A 16,751-nucleotide genomic window follows, 5' to 3' on the forward strand; every position below is an offset into this window, starting at 1 on the left:
AATTTTCTTTCAGATTGTGTCGTCGTTACCTCGCTTACGACTTATTAAGCATTGTTTGTTAAAGGCTTGGTAGTAATCTAGCAGCCGCTGGCTTTGTTGTTGGTGGCCTAATGTATCGAGCAACATGGCGGTGACTTCTGCGGTGGCAAATTGCATTTGATGTTGAGAATGGCGAACAAGAAATGAGCGTTGTGATTCGCTGCTTATTTCAAAATGCGGTATTTGTTTTAGCCATTCGCTTTGATGGAACATCTTGCTCGCTTGCTTCCAAGTACCATCTAAAATAATGAAGGTATGTTTTTCATCACTTTTGTTGATTGGTTGATCGAATAGCCTTTGTTGTCTTCCCTGTCGTTGTGCCGTTTCTGTATTTGGGAAGAGTAGGGTGCAATTATCATGTTTAGTCTCAAGATGCTGAAGCAGGGCTTTAGGTGGTTCTGTTCTACTCCATAAGTAGGCATGGGTATCTTGTGGGAATAAGTCAGCAATGAGGCGACCACTGTTGGTGGGTTTGTGAATCTCATCTCGATGAAATAGCAGAATAAACTCAACGGCGGAAGGCGATGCTTTTCTTAAGTGACAAAAGCAGGCAAATTCAGCCATTAAACAGTGTGAGCAGCGAATGGCATTCGCGCCTCGGGCAAGGAAAGGCCTTTTTGAATCATGTTTGCATTGTAGGCGTAATCGATCAACGCAATGCGGGGCTGGTTTTTGTGTCATGTATTAGCTGCGTGGCATTTTTGGCACGACATTATCGACTTTTAGTACAGGTTGTCTATAGGTTAACTGGGCAGGTTTTTATGCTGGAGGCTGTTTTTTGTTCAAAGTGTCAGTCTTGGTGGCGTGTTTAGTGTGTTTTTTTTGTATTGATTAAGAGCAATATTTGGTCTTTCTTTCTAAAACCTTACAGAAAATATGCAAAAATAAAGGAATGCGCCGAAACGCGCTTGTTGTTCCTGTTCGTTGTCTTCAAGTCGCGATAAGGTGTGAGATATTATTTTTTCGCTATGAGTTGTCTATGAGTCGTTATATCTCTCCGGTTTTATACATTCTTCTCATGTTGGTTGGTTGTATCGCATTTATATCTATCGCCGGTGTAAGAGTTGGGCTGTTTGAACCAATTACGGGTTTCTCTATGCTGCGTAAGAGCGTATTTGCCTCGTTGGTCTTATCCCTTCTCGCTGCGGTGTCATTAGGTGTTTGTCGGAAAGAAAAAAATATAGCGTGTCAGAGATTCTTTTTTTTAGTCTTAATTGTTTCCCTTGTTTATAGCTTAATGTGGATTGGCTTTTATCTACAACGAGCAAACTTACCCAATATCAATGATATCACCACTGATACTCATAACCCTCCAGCCTTCCTCAATGTCAATTTTGTCCGTCAGTCTCAAGAAAATGATTTGCGCTACAACAGCGAATGGGCGCCAATTCAGCATAAATTCTATCCGGAAGTTAAGCCTGTTTTTTCTTCTAAAGATAAGGCAGCGGTGTTTAGGGCTGTGGAGCAGCTTGTTGAGCAGCGTGATTGGGATGTTCTAGCAGAATACCCAGGGGCCGGCATCATTGAAGCAACCGCTCGTACGCCTATTTTTGGTTTCCGGGATGATGTGGTTATACGTGTTATTCAGGTCGATGTGGATGAGGTGAGAGTGGATATGCGTTCTTGCTCAAGAGTCGGCCTTGGTGACTTTGGCGTTAATGCAGAGCGCATTGTATCTTTTATGGATGATTTGTCGGTGAATTTATCAAAGACAGGTGTTCCTAATGTTTACACTGGACGTTAAATTTCTGCTCGTTTTCGAAAATCAGACAGGCTAGACTCTCCTGATGTATTACTCAGGGGAATGTTCAGGTGAGTCTTCGTCAGCAACAAAAAGCCAATACTCGATCTAAAATAAAATCCATTGCCAAGCAAGCCTTCTTAACGCAAGGCATTGAAGCAACCAGCACCCGTTATTTAAGTCAGCAAGCCGGTATTGCTGTTGGCACTTTATTTGTTCACTTTCCCGATAAGCTTTCCTTAGTAAAAGACATCTTTTTTGATGAGATGGATGTGGCACTTCGTGCTGCTGTTGCGTCTCAAAAAGTCAGTGCCTCTCCTATTGATTACCTTCTTCAAATGGCTCAGGTTTTGTTTGATTTCTATGACGAGTACGCTGAATTTACGCGTCAAGTTTTGTTGGATAGCCTCGCCAAAGGGGGATTTCATACTAACCAAATGGCGGTTATTTCAGACGGTATTGTGAAGCGCTTTAAACAAGTTGGCGTAGATGACAAAACCGCCGCTATTTTTGCGGAAAATATGATTTCTAACTATTGGTTTGTTTTATTAACCAGTGTGCCAAAAGGTATTTTAGGTCCGATGGCAATAGATCATTTGAAGCGTATGAACCTTCCGTTTGAAGTGTCTTATCGTAATGCGGTAAAAAATAAGTCTTAGCCAAGTTCGTTGGCTTTTCGGTAAGGGCCTTGGTAATCAAATAAGCGTTCTGTAACTTGCCAGTGCTGCTTTTGTTTTTTGGCGATAACAAAGTCCGGTGCAGGCAAGTAGGGCAGAAAGGGTTCTACTTCTTCCAGTTTATCAAACTCAATGGCTTGACTGCCGTTAGCAATTCGTCGAGCAAATAAGTCGTTAAAGCTCTGGCGTGACTTCTTGTAGTTGAAACGGAAGGTCTCGGATAACGTCATGCCGTCTTCATCGTGATAAGTGATCTTGATGTTTTTTTCTTTGAGGTTGATGTCCGGTGTTATGGCGGAGCAGCGCAATACTTTATTGTTTTTTAGGTTGAGTGCGCTTCTTAATAAGTCATCAGGGTCGATGAGTTTCTCAGCGCAGTGCTGGCATTGGCGTGCTGCAATATCATTTTCTTCATTGCAATGGGGGCAGCGTTTAAAGCGAAATCGATACGAGCATTGTTCTTCACCGTATTCGGTTTCTACGAGACCGTGACAACGTCGGCCAAAATGCTCAAGGATATTACCTTCCGAATCCTTTCTTCCCCAAAATGTATTGGCAAAGTCGCAGGCAGGGCAATGAATTTGTACCGCGACTGAATCTTGCGTAGGGCGTTTCTCGCCAATCTCAGGCTGGAATATGTTGTAGCCATTATTGGTGTAGTCTAAGACTAGACAGTCTTTTTTTTCTGGGCTTAATCGTAAGCCTCGACCAACAATTTGTTGGAACAAGCTAATGGATTGAGTTGGTCGCAATATGGCGATCACATCCACATGAGGTGCATCAAATCCTGTTGTCAAAACCGATACATTGACTAGGTACTTGATCTCTTTGTTTTTAAAGGCAGTGATCAATGAATCCCGTTGTTTTTGTTTAGTCTGGCCTGTTATTAGCGCGGTTTTATCCTCAGGAAGGTAGCTGACGATTTCTTTTGCGTGGTCTATCGTGGCGGCAAATATCATCACCCCTTGGCGGTCTTGGCTCAGTTGGAGTATTTGCTCGCTGACGGCTTTGGTTACTCGTGGGTGTTTGTGAATGAGTTCATTCAGTGCGATGTCGTCGGTGCTTTGTTCACCATCCAAACTTTCCGTTAATAAGCTGAAATCATAATGCGCAATGGCGGCATCATAATGAATTGGAGGCGTCAGGTAGCCTTTTTTCACCATGTGTTGCAGTGGTAGTTCGAAAATACACTTTTTAAACAGAGAGTTTGTGCAGGTTCTTGTGTAACCACGGTAATGATTCTGATAAATCCAGCCGCTGCCTAGGCGATAGGGCGTGGCGGTCAGTCCCAGAATTTTAACGTTAGGGTTTAACTGTCTAAAATGTTCGATGGTTTTGTTGTATTGCCCACTGTCTTCCATGCCAACCCGATGGCATTCATCAATGATGATCAAACTCGCCGGTTCAACAAAGCTTTCTAGATTGGATGACAGAGATTGAATGCTGGCAAAGGTGGTTTTTTCGGTGCTGGATTTTTGGTTTAACCCCGCAGAAAAAATACCCGCCGTGGCCCCAGTGGCTAGAAACTTAGCGTGGTTTTGCTCCACCAATTCTTTGACATGGGCCAGACAGATGACACGACCTTTGGCGAGTCGGCTGAGTTCGGCAATGACGAGGCTTTTGCCGGCCCCAGTGGGTAAAACAATAACAGCTGGATCATCACTGCTGCGAAAATGCGCCAAAGAGGCCTCAACGGCTTGGGTTTGGTAGTCTCGTAATTGAAAGGTTTGGGGCATTGTATTTTGCATCTATGTGATGAAATCTAGGTGTGTTGTCTCGTTGGCTACAGTATTATGACCGCTCTCGTAATTTTGCCTGTTTAAAAGTGAATAATCCATCTATGTCTACCAAAGTGTTACCTGCTAAGCGTCTATATGTAGAAAACTCTATCCCTGCTTTTAGTCGAGAGGAGCCATTTGAAAACTTGTTAATGGATCTGCAAACCAAGGGTTGGAGTGTGCAAGATGACTTTTTTTCAACGGATTTCACCCAAGCCTTAGTGGATGAAGCGGAGAGTATTCAAAATGCCTATATGTTGCAGGCTGGTATTGGTCGGAAGCAAGACCACCAAATCGAGTTGGATGCGCGACGGGATTACATTCAGTGGATTGATCCAGACAAACCCATTCGCACCGATTTCTTGAAGATGATGGCGGATTTGCGTGTTGCCCTAAATCGCCGTTTGTTTCTTGGATTGTTTGATTATGAAGCTCACTTTGCTCGTTATGAAGAAGGGGCTTTTTATGAAAAACACATTGATGCTTTTAAAGGTCAGAGTAACCGTATTCTTTCTACCGTTTTGTATTTAAACGAAGATTGGCAAGATGGAGATGGGGGCGAACTCATTATTTATGACGAACATGACCCTTCTATTGAGGTGGGGCGATTCTTCCCTAAGAAGGGGCGTTTGGCCGTGTTTCTGAGTGAATGTTTTTACCATGAAGTGGTCGTAGCCAAGCGCACCCGACACAGTATTGCAGGCTGGTTCCGAGTCAATAACACCACAGGCTCGACCCTTGATCCAGATCAATAAATCTCTATAATACGCGGCTTGTTTAATTGCTCTGGTTTTACGTTCCAGATCGCATAGGAGAATGATATGTCCAAAGTCGTAGTATGTGCCCTTTATAAGTTTGTGGATTTGCCTCAGTTTGAATCGTTGCGCGAGCCACTGCAAAAAACCTTAGAAGATAATGGTATTCGCGGCACCTTGTTGCTTGCAAGTGAAGGGATTAATGGCACGGTAGCGGGTTCTCGTGAAGGGATCGATGCTCTGTTGGCTTGGTTGGATGAACAGCCTGGTTTAGACAATATCGTGTCTAAAGAGTCTTATGACGAAGACATGCCATTCTACCGCACGAAAGTGAAACTCAAAAAAGAAATCGTCACCATGGGGGTTGAAGGTATTGATCCTAAACGTGTCGTTGGTACCTATGTTAAGCCGACCGAATGGAACGCTTTGATTTCTGATCCTGATGTGGTTTTGGTGGATACGCGTAATGATTACGAAGTGCAAATCGGTACGTTCAAAAATGCCATCAATCCGAAAACAGAAACATTCCGTGAGTTTCCTTCTTATGTAAAAGAGAACATGGACCCTGCGAAACACAAGAAAGTGGCTATGTTCTGCACCGGTGGTATTCGTTGTGAAAAATCCACTGCCTACATGCTAGAGCAAGGTTTTGAAGAGGTGTATCACCTTGAAGGCGGCATCTTGAAGTACTTGGAAGAAGTGCCGAAAGAAGAAACCATGTGGGAAGGTGAGTGTTTTGTTTTTGATAATCGCGTTTCTGTAAATCACGATTTGCAAAAAGGTGAATATGACCAATGTCACGCCTGTCGTATGCCTATTACGGAAGAAGAAAAACAAAGCGAGCACTATGTTCAAGGTGTGAGTTGTGTTCATTGTTTTGATAAATTCAGCGACGAGCAGCGTCAGCGCTTTATAGAGCGTGAACGCCAAGTTCAGTTGGCTCGTTCTCGTGGTGAAGAGCACATTGGCGCCGAAGTGTTAAGTGCGGTGGAAAAACATCGTCTTGAAAAAGCATTAGAAAAAGAGCGTCAACGCAAAGTTCGCGAAGCGAAAGCAAGTTAATTTTCTGGCTTTTTGCTTGGCCTATCACTTGGCTCTTTGGGTGATAGGTCGATCAAAAATGTGTTCTAAATTTAAGCTATTGATCTTTATAGCGAAGTTTTTTGTTATTTCTCTTATTTACCTACTGTCCTGTGCACTAAGAGTGGTTTCGAAATTGCTCGTACTGCCGTACAATAAAAAATCGCTTTTTATCAGCCAGTATCCATCATGAGTTATCAAGTTTTAGCACGTAAATGGCGCCCACAGACTTTCCTTGAAATGGCTGGGCAAGACCATGTACTTCAAGCGTTGGTGAATGCTTTACGTCAGCAGCGTTTGCATCATGCTTATTTATTTACCGGAACACGTGGTGTCGGTAAAACCACGATCGCGCGTATTTTCGCTAAATGCTTGAACTGTGAAACCAATGGTATCTCTCCGGAGCCTTGTGGTACGTGCGATAGTTGTCGCGAAATCGCAGAAGGTCGTTTTGTCGACCTGATTGAGGTGGATGCAGCCTCCCGAACCAAAGTAGAAGATACCCGCGAATTATTAGAAAACGTGCAGTACGCGCCTACTCGTGGCCGTTTTAAAGTCTACCTAATAGACGAAGTGCACATGCTGTCGACGCATTCCTTCAATGCGTTGCTAAAAACATTGGAAGAACCGCCAGCTCACGTCAAATTCTTACTTGCCACTACAGATCCACAGAAATTACCTGTAACGATTTTGTCTCGCTGTTTGCAATTCAACCTTAAAAATATGTCCCCACAGCGTGTGGTTGATTATTTGCAAACTGTACTCAATACAGAGCAAGTTAATTTTGATCAGCCAGCCCTGTGGCAAATTGGTCAAGCGGCAAATGGAAGTATGCGTGACGCCTTGAGTCTTACGGATCAAGCGATTGCATTTGGTAATGGCACTATCTCAGAATCTGGCGTGACAGCGATGCTTGGCTTAGTAAATCAAGCACAAGTATTGGATTTATTAGAAAGCGTTGCATCTAAAAATGCGGCGCAAGTCCTTAGACAAATAGAACAGCTCGCGGATTATCAGCCTGATTTTTCGGCTATTTGTGGGAGTTTGCTTGATGTGTTGCATCGGGTAGCGATAGAGCAACAAGTGCCGGGCGCTTTAATGGATCAGCTTGGTGATTTGGAACGTATTCAGGCTATGGCTGCGAGCGTCAGCCCTGAAGAAATACAAATGATGTATCAGAGTTTGTTGATCGGACGCCGAGATTTACATCTAGCTCATTCTGTTCGCTCTGGCTTTGAAATGTTGATGTTAAGGCTGATTGCCTTCCGTCCGACTCCGCCAATGGTTGTTAGTCACAATGAGCAGCCAGTCGTCAGTGCGGCCACAGACCCTGTCGCTGACAGGGTGAATCAGTCTTCGGAATCTGATTATCCGACGCAATCGGTGACAGAAAAAAAAACACTCCCTGAGCAAGGGGAATCTGTTGTAACAGAGCCAATTGAGTCTGTTGATAACCAAGCGGATACAAAGCCAAAAGCTGAACAAACACCAACGTCAGCCAATGAACACCCGCCTTGGGAAGAGGCGCCAATATCGTCCGTTGCGGATGAAGTTAATAACGTTGAAACGATTAATGCTTCTAATGAGGTGGTTAAGGAAGAAACGACTCATATTGAGATGGCCGAACCTGCGAAAAATGCGGATTTAGCATCGACTGAGTTGTTGGCTGAAGAAGCCCCTGAGGTGCAGTTAGACACTAAATCAGAGCCGAATATTGAGCAAGAATTGAGTCATCAGTCTGAGCCTGATTCTGCGTCACAACCTGAGCCGAGCTCCGCAGTTTTATCTGAAGAGACGCTGTCAGAAAGCGCATTGGATGACGACGATGATGAGGACGAAGAGGAAGCAGAAGAACGCGCCATCGCGGATATTGTTGATCCTTTTAATCCTGCCGCGGAATTGGTCGAAGCCTTAGGTGCAGAGCCAATTGAAGCGCCAGAAGTTGAGGAAGCGAAAACGCCTGATACCCGGCTATCTAAAGTGCCTGATAAGATTGCTCAACCCGCCTTAGGCATGCCGATGCCAGAAGTAAGTCATTATAATGAATTGACGATGGAGTTGTGGTGGCTATTGGCACCGCGTTTGCCTTTGACAGGTTTGGTGCAAAATATTTTAATGAATTCCAGCATGGTTGATGCCAGTGACCAAGGCGTTCGTTTGGAAGTGCCATTGGAATATGGCCATATGTTAAATCAAGTTCGTTATGAACAAATACAGGGAGTGCTGAGCGAATTTTTTGCTATGCATGTGCCCTTAATTATCGACACAGTGGAAGACACGACAGGTGTCACCGCAGAAGAGTTTGCTGCCAGCAAACGCGCTGAAGCGTTGCAAGTGGCTATCGAACATTTGAATTCACATCCGGTTGTGCAGGCCTTATCAGAAACGATGGGTGCACAGCTGGTATACGATACAGTTAAAGTTAAAGCCTAAATTGGAGAGTAAATATGTTTAAAGGTGGTATGGGTAACATGATGCGCCAAGCGCAACAAATGCAGGAAAACATGCAGAAAGCGCAGGAAGAAATTGCCAATATGGAAGTAGAAGGGCAAGCCGGTGCAGGTCTTGTTAAAGTCCTAATGACTGGCCGTCACGATGTTAAACGCGTTTCTATTGATGATTCTTTGTTCGGCGATGATAAAGAAATGTTGGAAGATTTGCTTGCTGCGGCGGTTAATGATGCGGTTCGTAATATTGAAGTAACTCAGAAAGAAAAAATGTCAGCGGCGACAGCGGGCATGTCTTTACCTCCCGGTTTCAAAATGCCTTTCTAGGAGAGCGCTTTGTTTAGTCCCTTAATTAAAGAATTGATTGAGTCTCTACGTTGTTTGCCTGGGGTTGGTCCACGATCCGCACAAAAAATGGCGTTGTACTTATTGGAACGAGATCATCAAGGGGCGGATAGATTGGCAGATGCTTTGCGAGAAGCGCTCGACAAAGTTGGGCGTTGCTCAAGTTGTCGGACGCTTACCGAAGAGTCTGAATGTGGGATTTGCAAAGATCCTGAGCGTGATGCTAAACGTTTGTGTATTGTAGAGACTCCAGCGGATGTCATTGCTATCGAATCGGCTGGAAGTTTCACCGGGCGTTATTTTGTATTGCTTGGACATTTGTCTCCGATTGATGGTATCGGCCCTGAAGAATTGGGTTTGGATCGATTAGAAACCTTGGTCCAACACAATCAAGTAGAAGAGGCGATTATTGCCACGAATTCAACAGTAGAAGGCGAGGCGACTTGCCATTATATTGCTGAAAAATTAAAAACACTGAACATCAATGTCAGTCGTATTGCCCATGGGGTACCAATGGGTGGTGAGCTGGAATACGTTGATGGCAACACTCTGGCTTTAGCGCTAGAGGGACGGAAAAAACTCTAGTATGAATGATCAAGATGATGCTCTGAATATTATTTGGGTGGCTGATAATGCGGCGCTGGCTAGTTGGTGTGATTACTGGGCCGAGCTCCCCGTTATCGCAGTCGATACAGAGTTCATTCGTCGCACAACCTATTTTCCTATTACAGGGCTCATTCAAATTAGTGAAGGTGAAAAGGCTGTATTGATTGATCCTTTGAGCATTGATGAGTGGGGACCACTCCGTGATTTGATGGTGAATCCTGGGGTGATGAAAGTGTTTCACGCTTGCTCTGAAGATTTAGATGTTTTTGATCGTTTATTAGGCGTTTTACCTGCACCTTTTTATGACACCCAAATTGGCGAGGCTTATGCCAGCGCGCAATGGTCACTGAGTTATGTGAAGTTGATTCATGAGTATTTGCAAATTGAAGTGGCAAAAGATGAGACTCGCTCTGACTGGGTTCAGCGACCTTTAACGGATGCGCAAAAGCGTTACGCTGCACTTGATGTTGTGTATTTAGCACAAGTTTATCCAATGCAAATTGCTCGTTTAGAAGCGAAGAATATGCTTGGATGGGTCATGGAAGATTGTGAGTCACTAAAATGGCAGTATCAGATGAATTCTGATCCTGAGCAAAACTGGGATGGTGTGAAAACCGCGTGGCGTTTGACTCCGGCAGGTTTAACGTTATTGCGTTTGTTGTTTATCTGGCGTGATGAGCAAGCTCGCAAAGAAGATGTTCCAAAAGGGCAGATCCTTAAAGATCGAACCTTATGGTCGCTGTCAAAAATCTTACCGACTCACCATAAAGCGATTTCCGAAGCAGAAGAATTAACCGGACGCCAACATCGTTTATACGGTGATGTTATTCTACAAAACGTTGCTTTGGTGAACGAACTGTCTCCTGATGAATATCAGTTGCCATTGGAAATTCCTTTGCCTTCGCAGGCTGGGGATTTAACCAAAAGTATTAAAGCGTTTGTGCGTGAACAGGCTGAGGCGTTGAATATAGCGCCAGAAGCTATGATGAAGCGCAAGTTATTGGAACCTTTAGTGCGTTATTTATTTGATGGTACTGAGGTGGATTGGACTAATCCGGCATTAAATGGTTGGCGACGTGACGTTATTGTTAATCCGGTCCTAGAGAAATTTAAAAAGTCTTAACATGGCGTGTTAGCGCCAAGAGAAAATTATGAAACAGCATTTAATCGTAGAAATATTCCGTTCTAGCAAGCATGATGAAATGTACTTGTATGTGGAAAAAAGCAAAGGGCTGAAGGACATTCCGGAAGAGCTTATGAGTCGCTTTGGCAAAGGCATTAGTGCGATGACGATGCTGCTCACCAAAGAGAGTAAATTGGCTCGAGCCACGCCTGAAACGGTAATTGAAGCGATTCGTGAAAAAGGCTTTTATTTGCAATTGCCACCAGCGAAAGATGACTACTTGTTGGATTTGTATAAAGCACCAACAGAAGCCGTTTATTAATTGGGTGATGTAGAGAATGATCGCAAAGCGTTATGAGCCTTTTTGGAAAACCACTCCGTTAGAGCAGATGTCTCAAGCAGAGTGGGAATCTATATGTGATGGCTGCGGCAAGTGTTGTTTGCAGAAGCTACAAGATGACGAAACAGACGAGGTTTTTTATACCAATCTGTCCTGTCATCAACTTAATATTGCATCTTGCCAGTGCAAAGTGTACGAAACTCGCCAAGAAAAGGTATCAACGTGCATTACGCTGACGCCAGATCAGATTGATGAGTTTCATTGGCTACCAGATACTTGTAGCTATCGTGTACTACACGAGACCAAAGCGTTACCAGACTGGCATCCTTTGATTGTGGGTAGTAATAAAGAGATGCTTCGTCAAGGTCTGACCGTGACTCATTATGCGGTGAATGAAAATACGGTTGACGAAGAAGATTGGGAAACCCATATTATTAAGTGGGTTCATGGCATGCCGGAGCCGTATGAAATAACATGAGTTCGACAAACAGTCGCTAATCTCAGCAAAGTAGTTCAAGGAGTTCGCAAACGTGAAGTGGTTGAAAATAAATACTGTGTTGTTAGTGGCTGTTTTATCCTTTTGGGTGCCATCTAGCCAAGCGGATACCCAATTCCGCGTTATTGTTGATGCCTCTGGCAGTATGTTGATCAGTGACCCTGATAAATTAACGTCTGAGGCCTTACGACTCATTTCAAATCTTGCTCCTGAAGAAAAAGCTACTCTCGGCATCTGGTTGTTTGGTGAGGAGCCAAGAGTCTTATTACCAGAAGCTATTGTTAATAAAGCGAATAAAGCTAAACTTGCGAGCTATGTCGATAGCTATTTGACGCAAGATGTTAAAACCGATTTAGAAGCCATTTTAAAGTTACTGCTAGATACACCGGATTCGGGAGATTTGAAGTCTGGGTTTAATCGCCATTGGATTTTAGTCACGGATGGCATGGTAGATATCAGCTTGGATAATGAGGTAAATAAAGCGTCCCGGGATCGTATTCTGAATGAATTGAGCGCCAAGTTAGAAGAACGTGGAATTCATCTGCATACTGTTTCAATGACAGGTTACACAGACAAAGATTTACTTGAGTCTCTTTCATTGTTAACTAATGCAACCCATACCGAAGTGGCTATTCCAGAAGATTTGTTGGATACCTTTGACCGTATATTTACTCAAGCATCACCTTCTGATGAGTTACCATTTGATGGTAATTACTTTGATGTTGATGATTCTATTAAAGAGTTAACTTTGGTGGTGTTTCATGACGGGGATGTGCAGCCTCAAGTTGTAAAACCCGATGGATCCATTTTGCCATTGGAAACGACTAAAAATCTTCTGGTCTCTGTTTCAAGTCATTACACCCTTATCACGATTCGTAACCCTGCATCTGGGAAGTGGCAAGTTAATAATGCTGATCTTGAGAGAAGTAATATCAGAATTATTACCGATTTAAGTGCTCATGCTACACGTGTCCCCCCAGTCATCTTTCAAAATGAACCCATAAGTTCGACCATTGCTTTATTTCAAAAAGATCAAGTGATTAAAGATGAGAAAATACTAAATTTAGTGGATGTAAAACAAACTCTTGTGCGTTTAAGTGGAGAGCAAAAAGAAACGCTGTTTTCTCGTCAGATGGAAAAAACGAAAGGACAGTTTAAGCAGCGCTTAGGCGGGGTGACTGAGTCAGGTAATTATGAACTGGTTAGTGTGCTAGATGGTAAAACTTTCTCTCGTCAACTCAGTCAATTTTTTACGGTACATCCAGCAATTAACTTTGAAGGAACGAACCCTAGCGGAAATTTGGTGGCCTTTTCTGCTAAGCCTGTGAACTTAAAATTGAATATGCTTCGTTCGAAAGTGAAGCTTGAATTTACTGACCAGAATGGCACAACTGAAATTGAAGACATGCCGCTTGTTGGTCAAGGTTATTGGGAAAAAATTGTTCCTGTTTCAGCAAATGATAACGTTAAAGTTCGTGCGCAGTTAATTGCTTTCACTCAAGCCGGAGTGCGTTTTGAGTATTGGACACCTATTTGGCACTTCAATCGGCAAGGAAATGACTCGCCAACGGTTGGGTTAGGCGATACTTCTTCTGATGAGATACTCATTCCCGTGGCTTCATCCAATAATGATGTGATGCCAGTATTGGTTCCACCTTCCATATCTGTGGTGAGTGAGTCAGAAGAAAGTATGACTGCTTCGCCAACAGATGAAGAGAAGCAGGAAGTCAAATCGACAACAGATGAGGTCTTGGATGAAGTAAGTACCTTATCGACAACAGAATGGATTATGTATGCGGTTTTAAATTTGGGCGGTATTTTGGTGATTGCTGGTGGTGTATTTTTATATCGTAGTATGAAGAAAAAACGATCCCTTAAAAGAGATGATGTAGACGATGTGTGAGTTATTAGGCATGAGTGCGAATGTGCCAACCGATATATGTTTTAGTTTTTCAGGTTTACGTGCCCGTGGTGGACGTACAGGTCCCCATAAAGACGGTTGGGGGATGGCCATGTATCGTGATGGTGATGTTTGGGCGATTCATGACCCAAGACCAAGTGCTGATTCAGACATGGCGGAAGTTATCAGCAACACATCACTAAAGTGCGATATTGTCATCAGCCATATTAGACAAGCCAATGTGGGAGCGGTGAGTTTATTAAACACTCACCCATTCAATCGTTTGTTTTGGGACAAAACATGGACTTACGCCCATAACGGACAATTAGAATCATCAGAATCTTTACCGATAGAGCATTATCACCCATTAGGAAGTACGGATTCAGAGCGGGCATTTTGTTGGATTGTAGAGCAGCTGAAAGCAAAGTTTGGTGAGCAAGAGCCCTCGTTAGTATCACTGTCTGCGGCGCTTTCAGAGTTGGCGTTACAGCTGAAAGAGCGTGGTGTGTTTAACATGATGTTATCTGATGGTGTTCGCCTTTTTTGTTTCTGTACGACTAAGTTGCACTGGATTACTCGACGGGCTCCATTCAAAAAAGCCACCCTGTCAGACGAAGACGTCATCGTTGATTTTAAAGAAGTGACCACTGACAAAGATGTCGTTACTGTCATCGCCACTCAGCCATTAACCCACGATGAGACTTGGCAGCAAATGACCGAGGGTGAGTTGTGTGTGTTTGAAGGTGGGGAAGTGGTTAGTCAGATTAAAGTAGATCATGCTAACTAAGTTTTTTCGATGACTGAGATCGAGATAAGGGAATTGGTGTGTACATTAATGAAGCATCGAAACGTTCTGGAGCAACGCAGCGAGCTATCCGTTTGTATGAAGCTCTTGGATTATTAAATGTCCCCAGGTCGGGTAAGTATCGTGTTTATAACGATAAGCATATTGAACTCATTAAAATTATTAGAGAAGCACAAACTCTTGGCATTCAATTATCGGATTTACTGATTCTTAAAAGCCAAGATGAAGATTTAGATTGGCAATTAGTAAGTGCCTTTCTGATTCAGCAGGAAGAGATAGTTGAAGACAAAATCCAGACGTTAATCGTACAAAAAAAACGGATTGCGGATTATCGTGAAACGATTAAAAAATGTCTTGAAGGAGATTGACTCTGACCTATAGGTGAGAGTGTAGACTGCATTTTTCAAATAAATGGAGTCTTTTTGACATGAAAAAAGTGTTAGTCATTAATGCTAATCCTAAGTCTAATAGCTTTTGTAAGTCTCTTGCTGATCAATACTGCGCTTCCTTGCCTGGCCATTATGCCAGCAAAATCATTCATCTTGGATTATTGGATTTTGACAGTAATTTGCAGGAAGGTTACGACCAAATACAGCCATTAGAACCCGATTTAGTTGACTTTCAAGAGAGCGTAAAATGGGCAGAACATATTGTTATTATATCGCCTGTTTGGTGGGGGGGATTACCTGCAAAATTTAAGGGGCTAATTGATAGAACTTTTCTTCCTGGGTTTGCTTTTAAATACATCAATGACAAATCCACCCCTAAGCAATTACTAGAAGGTCGCACTTCTGAGCTAATTATCACCCTTGATACGCCTGTATTTTGGTATAAGTATGTAAATGGCAATCCTATTTATAAAGAGCTAAAACGCTGTATGCTTGGCTTTTCAGGGATTAAAAATACATCGGCTACCTATTTTGCTCCCATAATTTCTTCGACAAGAGAGCAGCGCGAAAAGTGGTTAAATCAAGTCAGTAAAATCGCTAAAAAACTCAAATAGTCTTGTCACTTTTCATATTGGTTCTTGCTGTTTGTGTAGCAATAACGGGCTTTACCGCCAAGGTTTTATTTTTAGCTAGGCATTGGCATTGGTTTTTCACTCGTCTCGATAGCTGTTATCCTTACGCCATTATTGATGTAACAGAGTAGAACGAATGATTAATGACAATGATGTGATCGAAACCTTAGACGAACTTGAAACTTTTTTGCGTTTAGTCGAAGTGGGTGGTTTGGGCCTTGATAACGTATCTGGTGTGGCATTGGCGACGAACAATGCGAATGGCCGTCCTTTTGTGGCTGTGCTAGATGACAATCAGCAACTGGTCTTAGGGCGTTGGATTACGACCGACGTATTTGAAAATGGTAAAGATATGGTGCGTTATGGCGCGAAGAAACCGCACTAATAGCAGCCATGATCACTTAACATAAAAATCCCCGCAAGGCTTAGGCCGTGCGGGGATTTTTGTGTTTTAGCGTTTTAATTAGGCTTATTGCACCAATTCGTTATCAGTGAACTCGCCTTCAAATAACGCAGTAGACAAATAACGTTCGCCAGAATCCGGTAATACGACGACTATTTTCTTGTCTTTGAATTCATCCAATTGATTTAAACGCTCTGCTGCAACCATAGCGGCACCACAAGAGATACCACATAAAATGCCTTCTTCACGCATCAAGCGTTTTGCCATGGCGATAGCGTCTTCGTTGGACACCTGCTCAACACGGTCGACTACCGAAAGATCGAGGTTTTTCGGTACGAAGCCTGCGCCAATGCCTTGGATTTTGTGTGGGGAAGGTGTTGGGTCTTCACCGTTAAGAGTTTGGGTAATAACCGGTGAACTAGTGGGTTCTACCGCGACGCTCACAATGGCTTTGCCTTGGGTGTTTTTGATGTAACGGCTAACACCTGTGATGGTGCCACCTGTACCGACGCCAGCAACGAAAACGTCGATTTCACCATTGGTGTCTTGCCAAATTTCAGGGCCAGTGGTTTTTTCATGAATTTCAGGGTTGGCTGGGTTATCGAATTGCTGTAGCAGCACAAAGTTCTCGTCTTGAGCAATTTCTTCTGCTTTTGCAATCGCGCCTTTCATGCCTTTGGCTGGCTCAGTTAATACAATATTGGCGCCCAAGGCTTTCATAACTTGGCGACGTTCCACACTCATGCTGGAAGGCATAGTGATGGTGATTGGATAACCACGAGATGCCGCAACAAAACATAAGGCGATACCTGTGTTACCGCTAGAAGGTTCAACGATGGATTTTCCTTTCGTTAGAATACCTTTCTTTTCGGCATCCCACACCATGTTGGCACCGATACGACATTTTACCGAGAAGGCTGGGTTACGAGCTTCGATTTTCGCCCAGATATTGCCATTACCGATGCGATTTAAGCGTACAAGTGGCGTATTGCCAATGGTAAGAGAGTTATCTTCAAATACTTGATGAGACATACCATTTCCTTTTTGTTGTAGATCTGTGTTGAATGGCAACATCCTATTAGATGCGCCGCGAATGACGTTCACTATAACCCTTACCTTGGGATTGATGTTAGAATTTACAACTATATCGTTAGAGGTTTTCGTACATCCAATTAACTTCACTTGACGTACAGTA

The 16,751-nt window shown here is 43.3% G+C and carries 18 protein-coding genes; 15 read left to right on the forward strand and 3 right to left on the reverse strand.

Annotated elements, in window-relative coordinates; translation table 11 throughout:
- Positions 1-9: 9 nt before the first annotated feature.
- Complete coding sequence (locus tag C0J08_RS09765; RefSeq protein ID WP_212655941.1) at positions 10-720, reverse strand: tRNA-uridine aminocarboxypropyltransferase; 711 nt, start codon at positions 718-720, stop codon at positions 10-12.
- A gap of 298 nt (positions 721-1,018) precedes the next feature.
- On the opposite strand from C0J08_RS09765, the gene C0J08_RS09770 reads away from it, so the two are divergent.
- Both C0J08_RS09770 and C0J08_RS09775 read left to right on the forward strand, forming a co-directional pair.
- Positions 1,019-1,783 carry a DUF1499 domain-containing protein gene (locus tag C0J08_RS09770; RefSeq protein WP_212655942.1) on the forward strand — a complete coding sequence of 255 codons (765 nt, stop codon included), beginning with the start codon at positions 1,019-1,021 and terminating at the stop codon, positions 1,781-1,783.
- 68 nt (positions 1,784-1,851) lie between these two features.
- Entirely contained in the window at positions 1,852-2,439 is a 588-nt protein-coding gene (locus C0J08_RS09775) for a TetR/AcrR family transcriptional regulator (protein WP_212655943.1), read from the forward strand.
- Here the strand turns inward: C0J08_RS09775 and radD are convergent.
- Positions 2,436-4,193 carry a DNA repair helicase RadD gene (gene radD, locus C0J08_RS09780; protein WP_212655944.1) on the reverse strand — a complete coding sequence of 586 codons (1,758 nt, stop codon included), beginning with the start codon at positions 4,191-4,193 and terminating at the stop codon, positions 2,436-2,438. The two genes, C0J08_RS09775 and radD, sit on opposite strands and share 4 nt — an antisense overlap.
- A gap of 32 nt (positions 4,194-4,225) precedes the next feature.
- On the opposite strand from radD, the gene C0J08_RS09785 reads away from it, so the two are divergent.
- From C0J08_RS09785 to C0J08_RS09845, 13 genes are all read left to right on the forward strand, one after another.
- Positions 4,226-4,990, forward strand: coding sequence for a 2OG-Fe(II) oxygenase (locus C0J08_RS09785; RefSeq protein ID WP_249344611.1), 765 nt, complete (start codon positions 4,226-4,228; stop codon positions 4,988-4,990).
- Between the two features lie 66 nt (positions 4,991-5,056).
- Entirely contained in the window at positions 5,057-6,052 is a 996-nt protein-coding gene (gene trhO, locus C0J08_RS09790; RefSeq protein ID WP_212655945.1) for an oxygen-dependent tRNA uridine(34) hydroxylase TrhO, read from the forward strand.
- Between the two features lie 207 nt (positions 6,053-6,259).
- Positions 6,260-8,503 carry a DNA polymerase III subunit gamma/tau gene (gene dnaX, locus C0J08_RS09795; RefSeq protein ID WP_212655946.1) on the forward strand — a complete coding sequence of 748 codons (2,244 nt, stop codon included), beginning with the start codon at positions 6,260-6,262 and terminating at the stop codon, positions 8,501-8,503.
- Positions 8,504-8,517: 14 nt separating this feature from the next.
- Entirely contained in the window at positions 8,518-8,844 is a 327-nt protein-coding gene (locus C0J08_RS09800; protein WP_212655947.1) for a YbaB/EbfC family nucleoid-associated protein, read from the forward strand.
- 9 nt (positions 8,845-8,853) lie between these two features.
- Positions 8,854-9,447 carry a recombination mediator RecR gene (recR, locus tag C0J08_RS09805; protein WP_212655948.1) on the forward strand — a complete coding sequence of 198 codons (594 nt, stop codon included), beginning with the start codon at positions 8,854-8,856 and terminating at the stop codon, positions 9,445-9,447.
- 1 nt (position 9,448) lies between these two features.
- Positions 9,449-10,591, forward strand: a complete 1,143-nt coding sequence (gene rnd / locus C0J08_RS09810; protein WP_212655949.1) for a ribonuclease D — start codon at positions 9,449-9,451, stop codon at positions 10,589-10,591.
- 28 nt (positions 10,592-10,619) lie between these two features.
- Positions 10,620-10,913 (forward strand): YcgL domain-containing protein, encoded by a 294-nt coding sequence (locus C0J08_RS09815; RefSeq protein ID WP_212655950.1) that lies wholly within the window; start codon positions 10,620-10,622, stop codon positions 10,911-10,913.
- 16 nt (positions 10,914-10,929) lie between these two features.
- Positions 10,930-11,409: a YcgN family cysteine cluster protein gene (locus C0J08_RS09820; protein WP_212655951.1), complete on the forward strand. Its 480-nt coding sequence runs from the start codon at positions 10,930-10,932 to the stop codon at positions 11,407-11,409.
- A gap of 52 nt (positions 11,410-11,461) precedes the next feature.
- Positions 11,462-13,330, forward strand: coding sequence for a VWA domain-containing protein (locus tag C0J08_RS09825; protein ID WP_212655952.1), 1,869 nt, complete (start codon positions 11,462-11,464; stop codon positions 13,328-13,330).
- A complete protein-coding gene (locus tag C0J08_RS09830; RefSeq protein ID WP_212655953.1) occupies positions 13,323-14,114 on the forward strand; it encodes a class II glutamine amidotransferase in 792 nt (263 codons plus the stop codon). Before C0J08_RS09825 ends, C0J08_RS09830 begins: the two co-directional genes overlap by 8 nt.
- 38 nt (positions 14,115-14,152) lie before the next feature.
- Complete coding sequence (locus C0J08_RS09835; RefSeq protein WP_212655954.1) at positions 14,153-14,500, forward strand: MerR family transcriptional regulator; 348 nt, start codon at positions 14,153-14,155, stop codon at positions 14,498-14,500.
- Between the two features lie 59 nt (positions 14,501-14,559).
- Complete coding sequence (locus C0J08_RS09840; RefSeq protein ID WP_212655955.1) at positions 14,560-15,135, forward strand: NAD(P)H-dependent oxidoreductase; 576 nt, start codon at positions 14,560-14,562, stop codon at positions 15,133-15,135.
- A 154-nt stretch (positions 15,136-15,289) separates the two neighbouring features.
- Positions 15,290-15,538: a hypothetical protein gene (locus C0J08_RS09845; RefSeq protein ID WP_212655956.1), complete on the forward strand. Its 249-nt coding sequence runs from the start codon at positions 15,290-15,292 to the stop codon at positions 15,536-15,538.
- An 84-nt stretch (positions 15,539-15,622) separates the two neighbouring features.
- Here C0J08_RS09845 and cysK read toward each other — a convergent pair whose 3' ends face one another.
- Complete coding sequence (gene cysK, locus C0J08_RS09850) at positions 15,623-16,588, reverse strand: cysteine synthase A (RefSeq protein ID WP_212655957.1); 966 nt, start codon at positions 16,586-16,588, stop codon at positions 15,623-15,625.
- Positions 16,589-16,751 lie beyond the last annotated feature (163 nt).

The organism is Marinomonas sp. CT5 (genome assembly GCF_018336975.1).
Lineage (GTDB): Bacteria > Pseudomonadota > Gammaproteobacteria > Pseudomonadales > Marinomonadaceae > Marinomonas.

Bases quoted from the DNA above. Each gene is read 5' to 3' on its own strand.
- C0J08_RS09765 (WP_212655941.1), bottom strand. From the start codon at position 720: ATGACACAAAAACCAGCCCCGCATTGCGTTGATCGATTACGCCTACAA.
- C0J08_RS09770 (WP_212655942.1), top strand. From the start codon at position 1,019: ATGAGTCGTTATATCTCTCCGGTTTTATACATTCTTCTCATGTTGGTT.
- radD (WP_212655944.1), bottom strand. From the start codon at position 4,193: ATGCCCCAAACCTTTCAATTACGAGACTACCAAACCCAAGCCGTTGAG.
- trhO (WP_212655945.1), top strand. From the start codon at position 5,057: ATGTCCAAAGTCGTAGTATGTGCCCTTTATAAGTTTGTGGATTTGCCT.
- dnaX (WP_212655946.1), top strand. From the start codon at position 6,260: ATGAGTTATCAAGTTTTAGCACGTAAATGGCGCCCACAGACTTTCCTT.
- C0J08_RS09800 (WP_212655947.1), top strand. From the start codon at position 8,518: ATGTTTAAAGGTGGTATGGGTAACATGATGCGCCAAGCGCAACAAATG.
- rnd (WP_212655949.1), top strand. From the start codon at position 9,449: ATGAATGATCAAGATGATGCTCTGAATATTATTTGGGTGGCTGATAAT.
- C0J08_RS09815 (WP_212655950.1), top strand. From the start codon at position 10,620: ATGAAACAGCATTTAATCGTAGAAATATTCCGTTCTAGCAAGCATGAT.
- C0J08_RS09820 (WP_212655951.1), top strand. From the start codon at position 10,930: ATGATCGCAAAGCGTTATGAGCCTTTTTGGAAAACCACTCCGTTAGAG.
- C0J08_RS09830 (WP_212655953.1), top strand. From the start codon at position 13,323: ATGTGTGAGTTATTAGGCATGAGTGCGAATGTGCCAACCGATATATGT.
- C0J08_RS09840 (WP_212655955.1), top strand. From the start codon at position 14,560: ATGAAAAAAGTGTTAGTCATTAATGCTAATCCTAAGTCTAATAGCTTT.
- C0J08_RS09845 (WP_212655956.1), top strand. From the start codon at position 15,290: ATGATTAATGACAATGATGTGATCGAAACCTTAGACGAACTTGAAACT.
- cysK (WP_212655957.1), bottom strand. From the start codon at position 16,588: ATGTCTCATCAAGTATTTGAAGATAACTCTCTTACCATTGGCAATACG.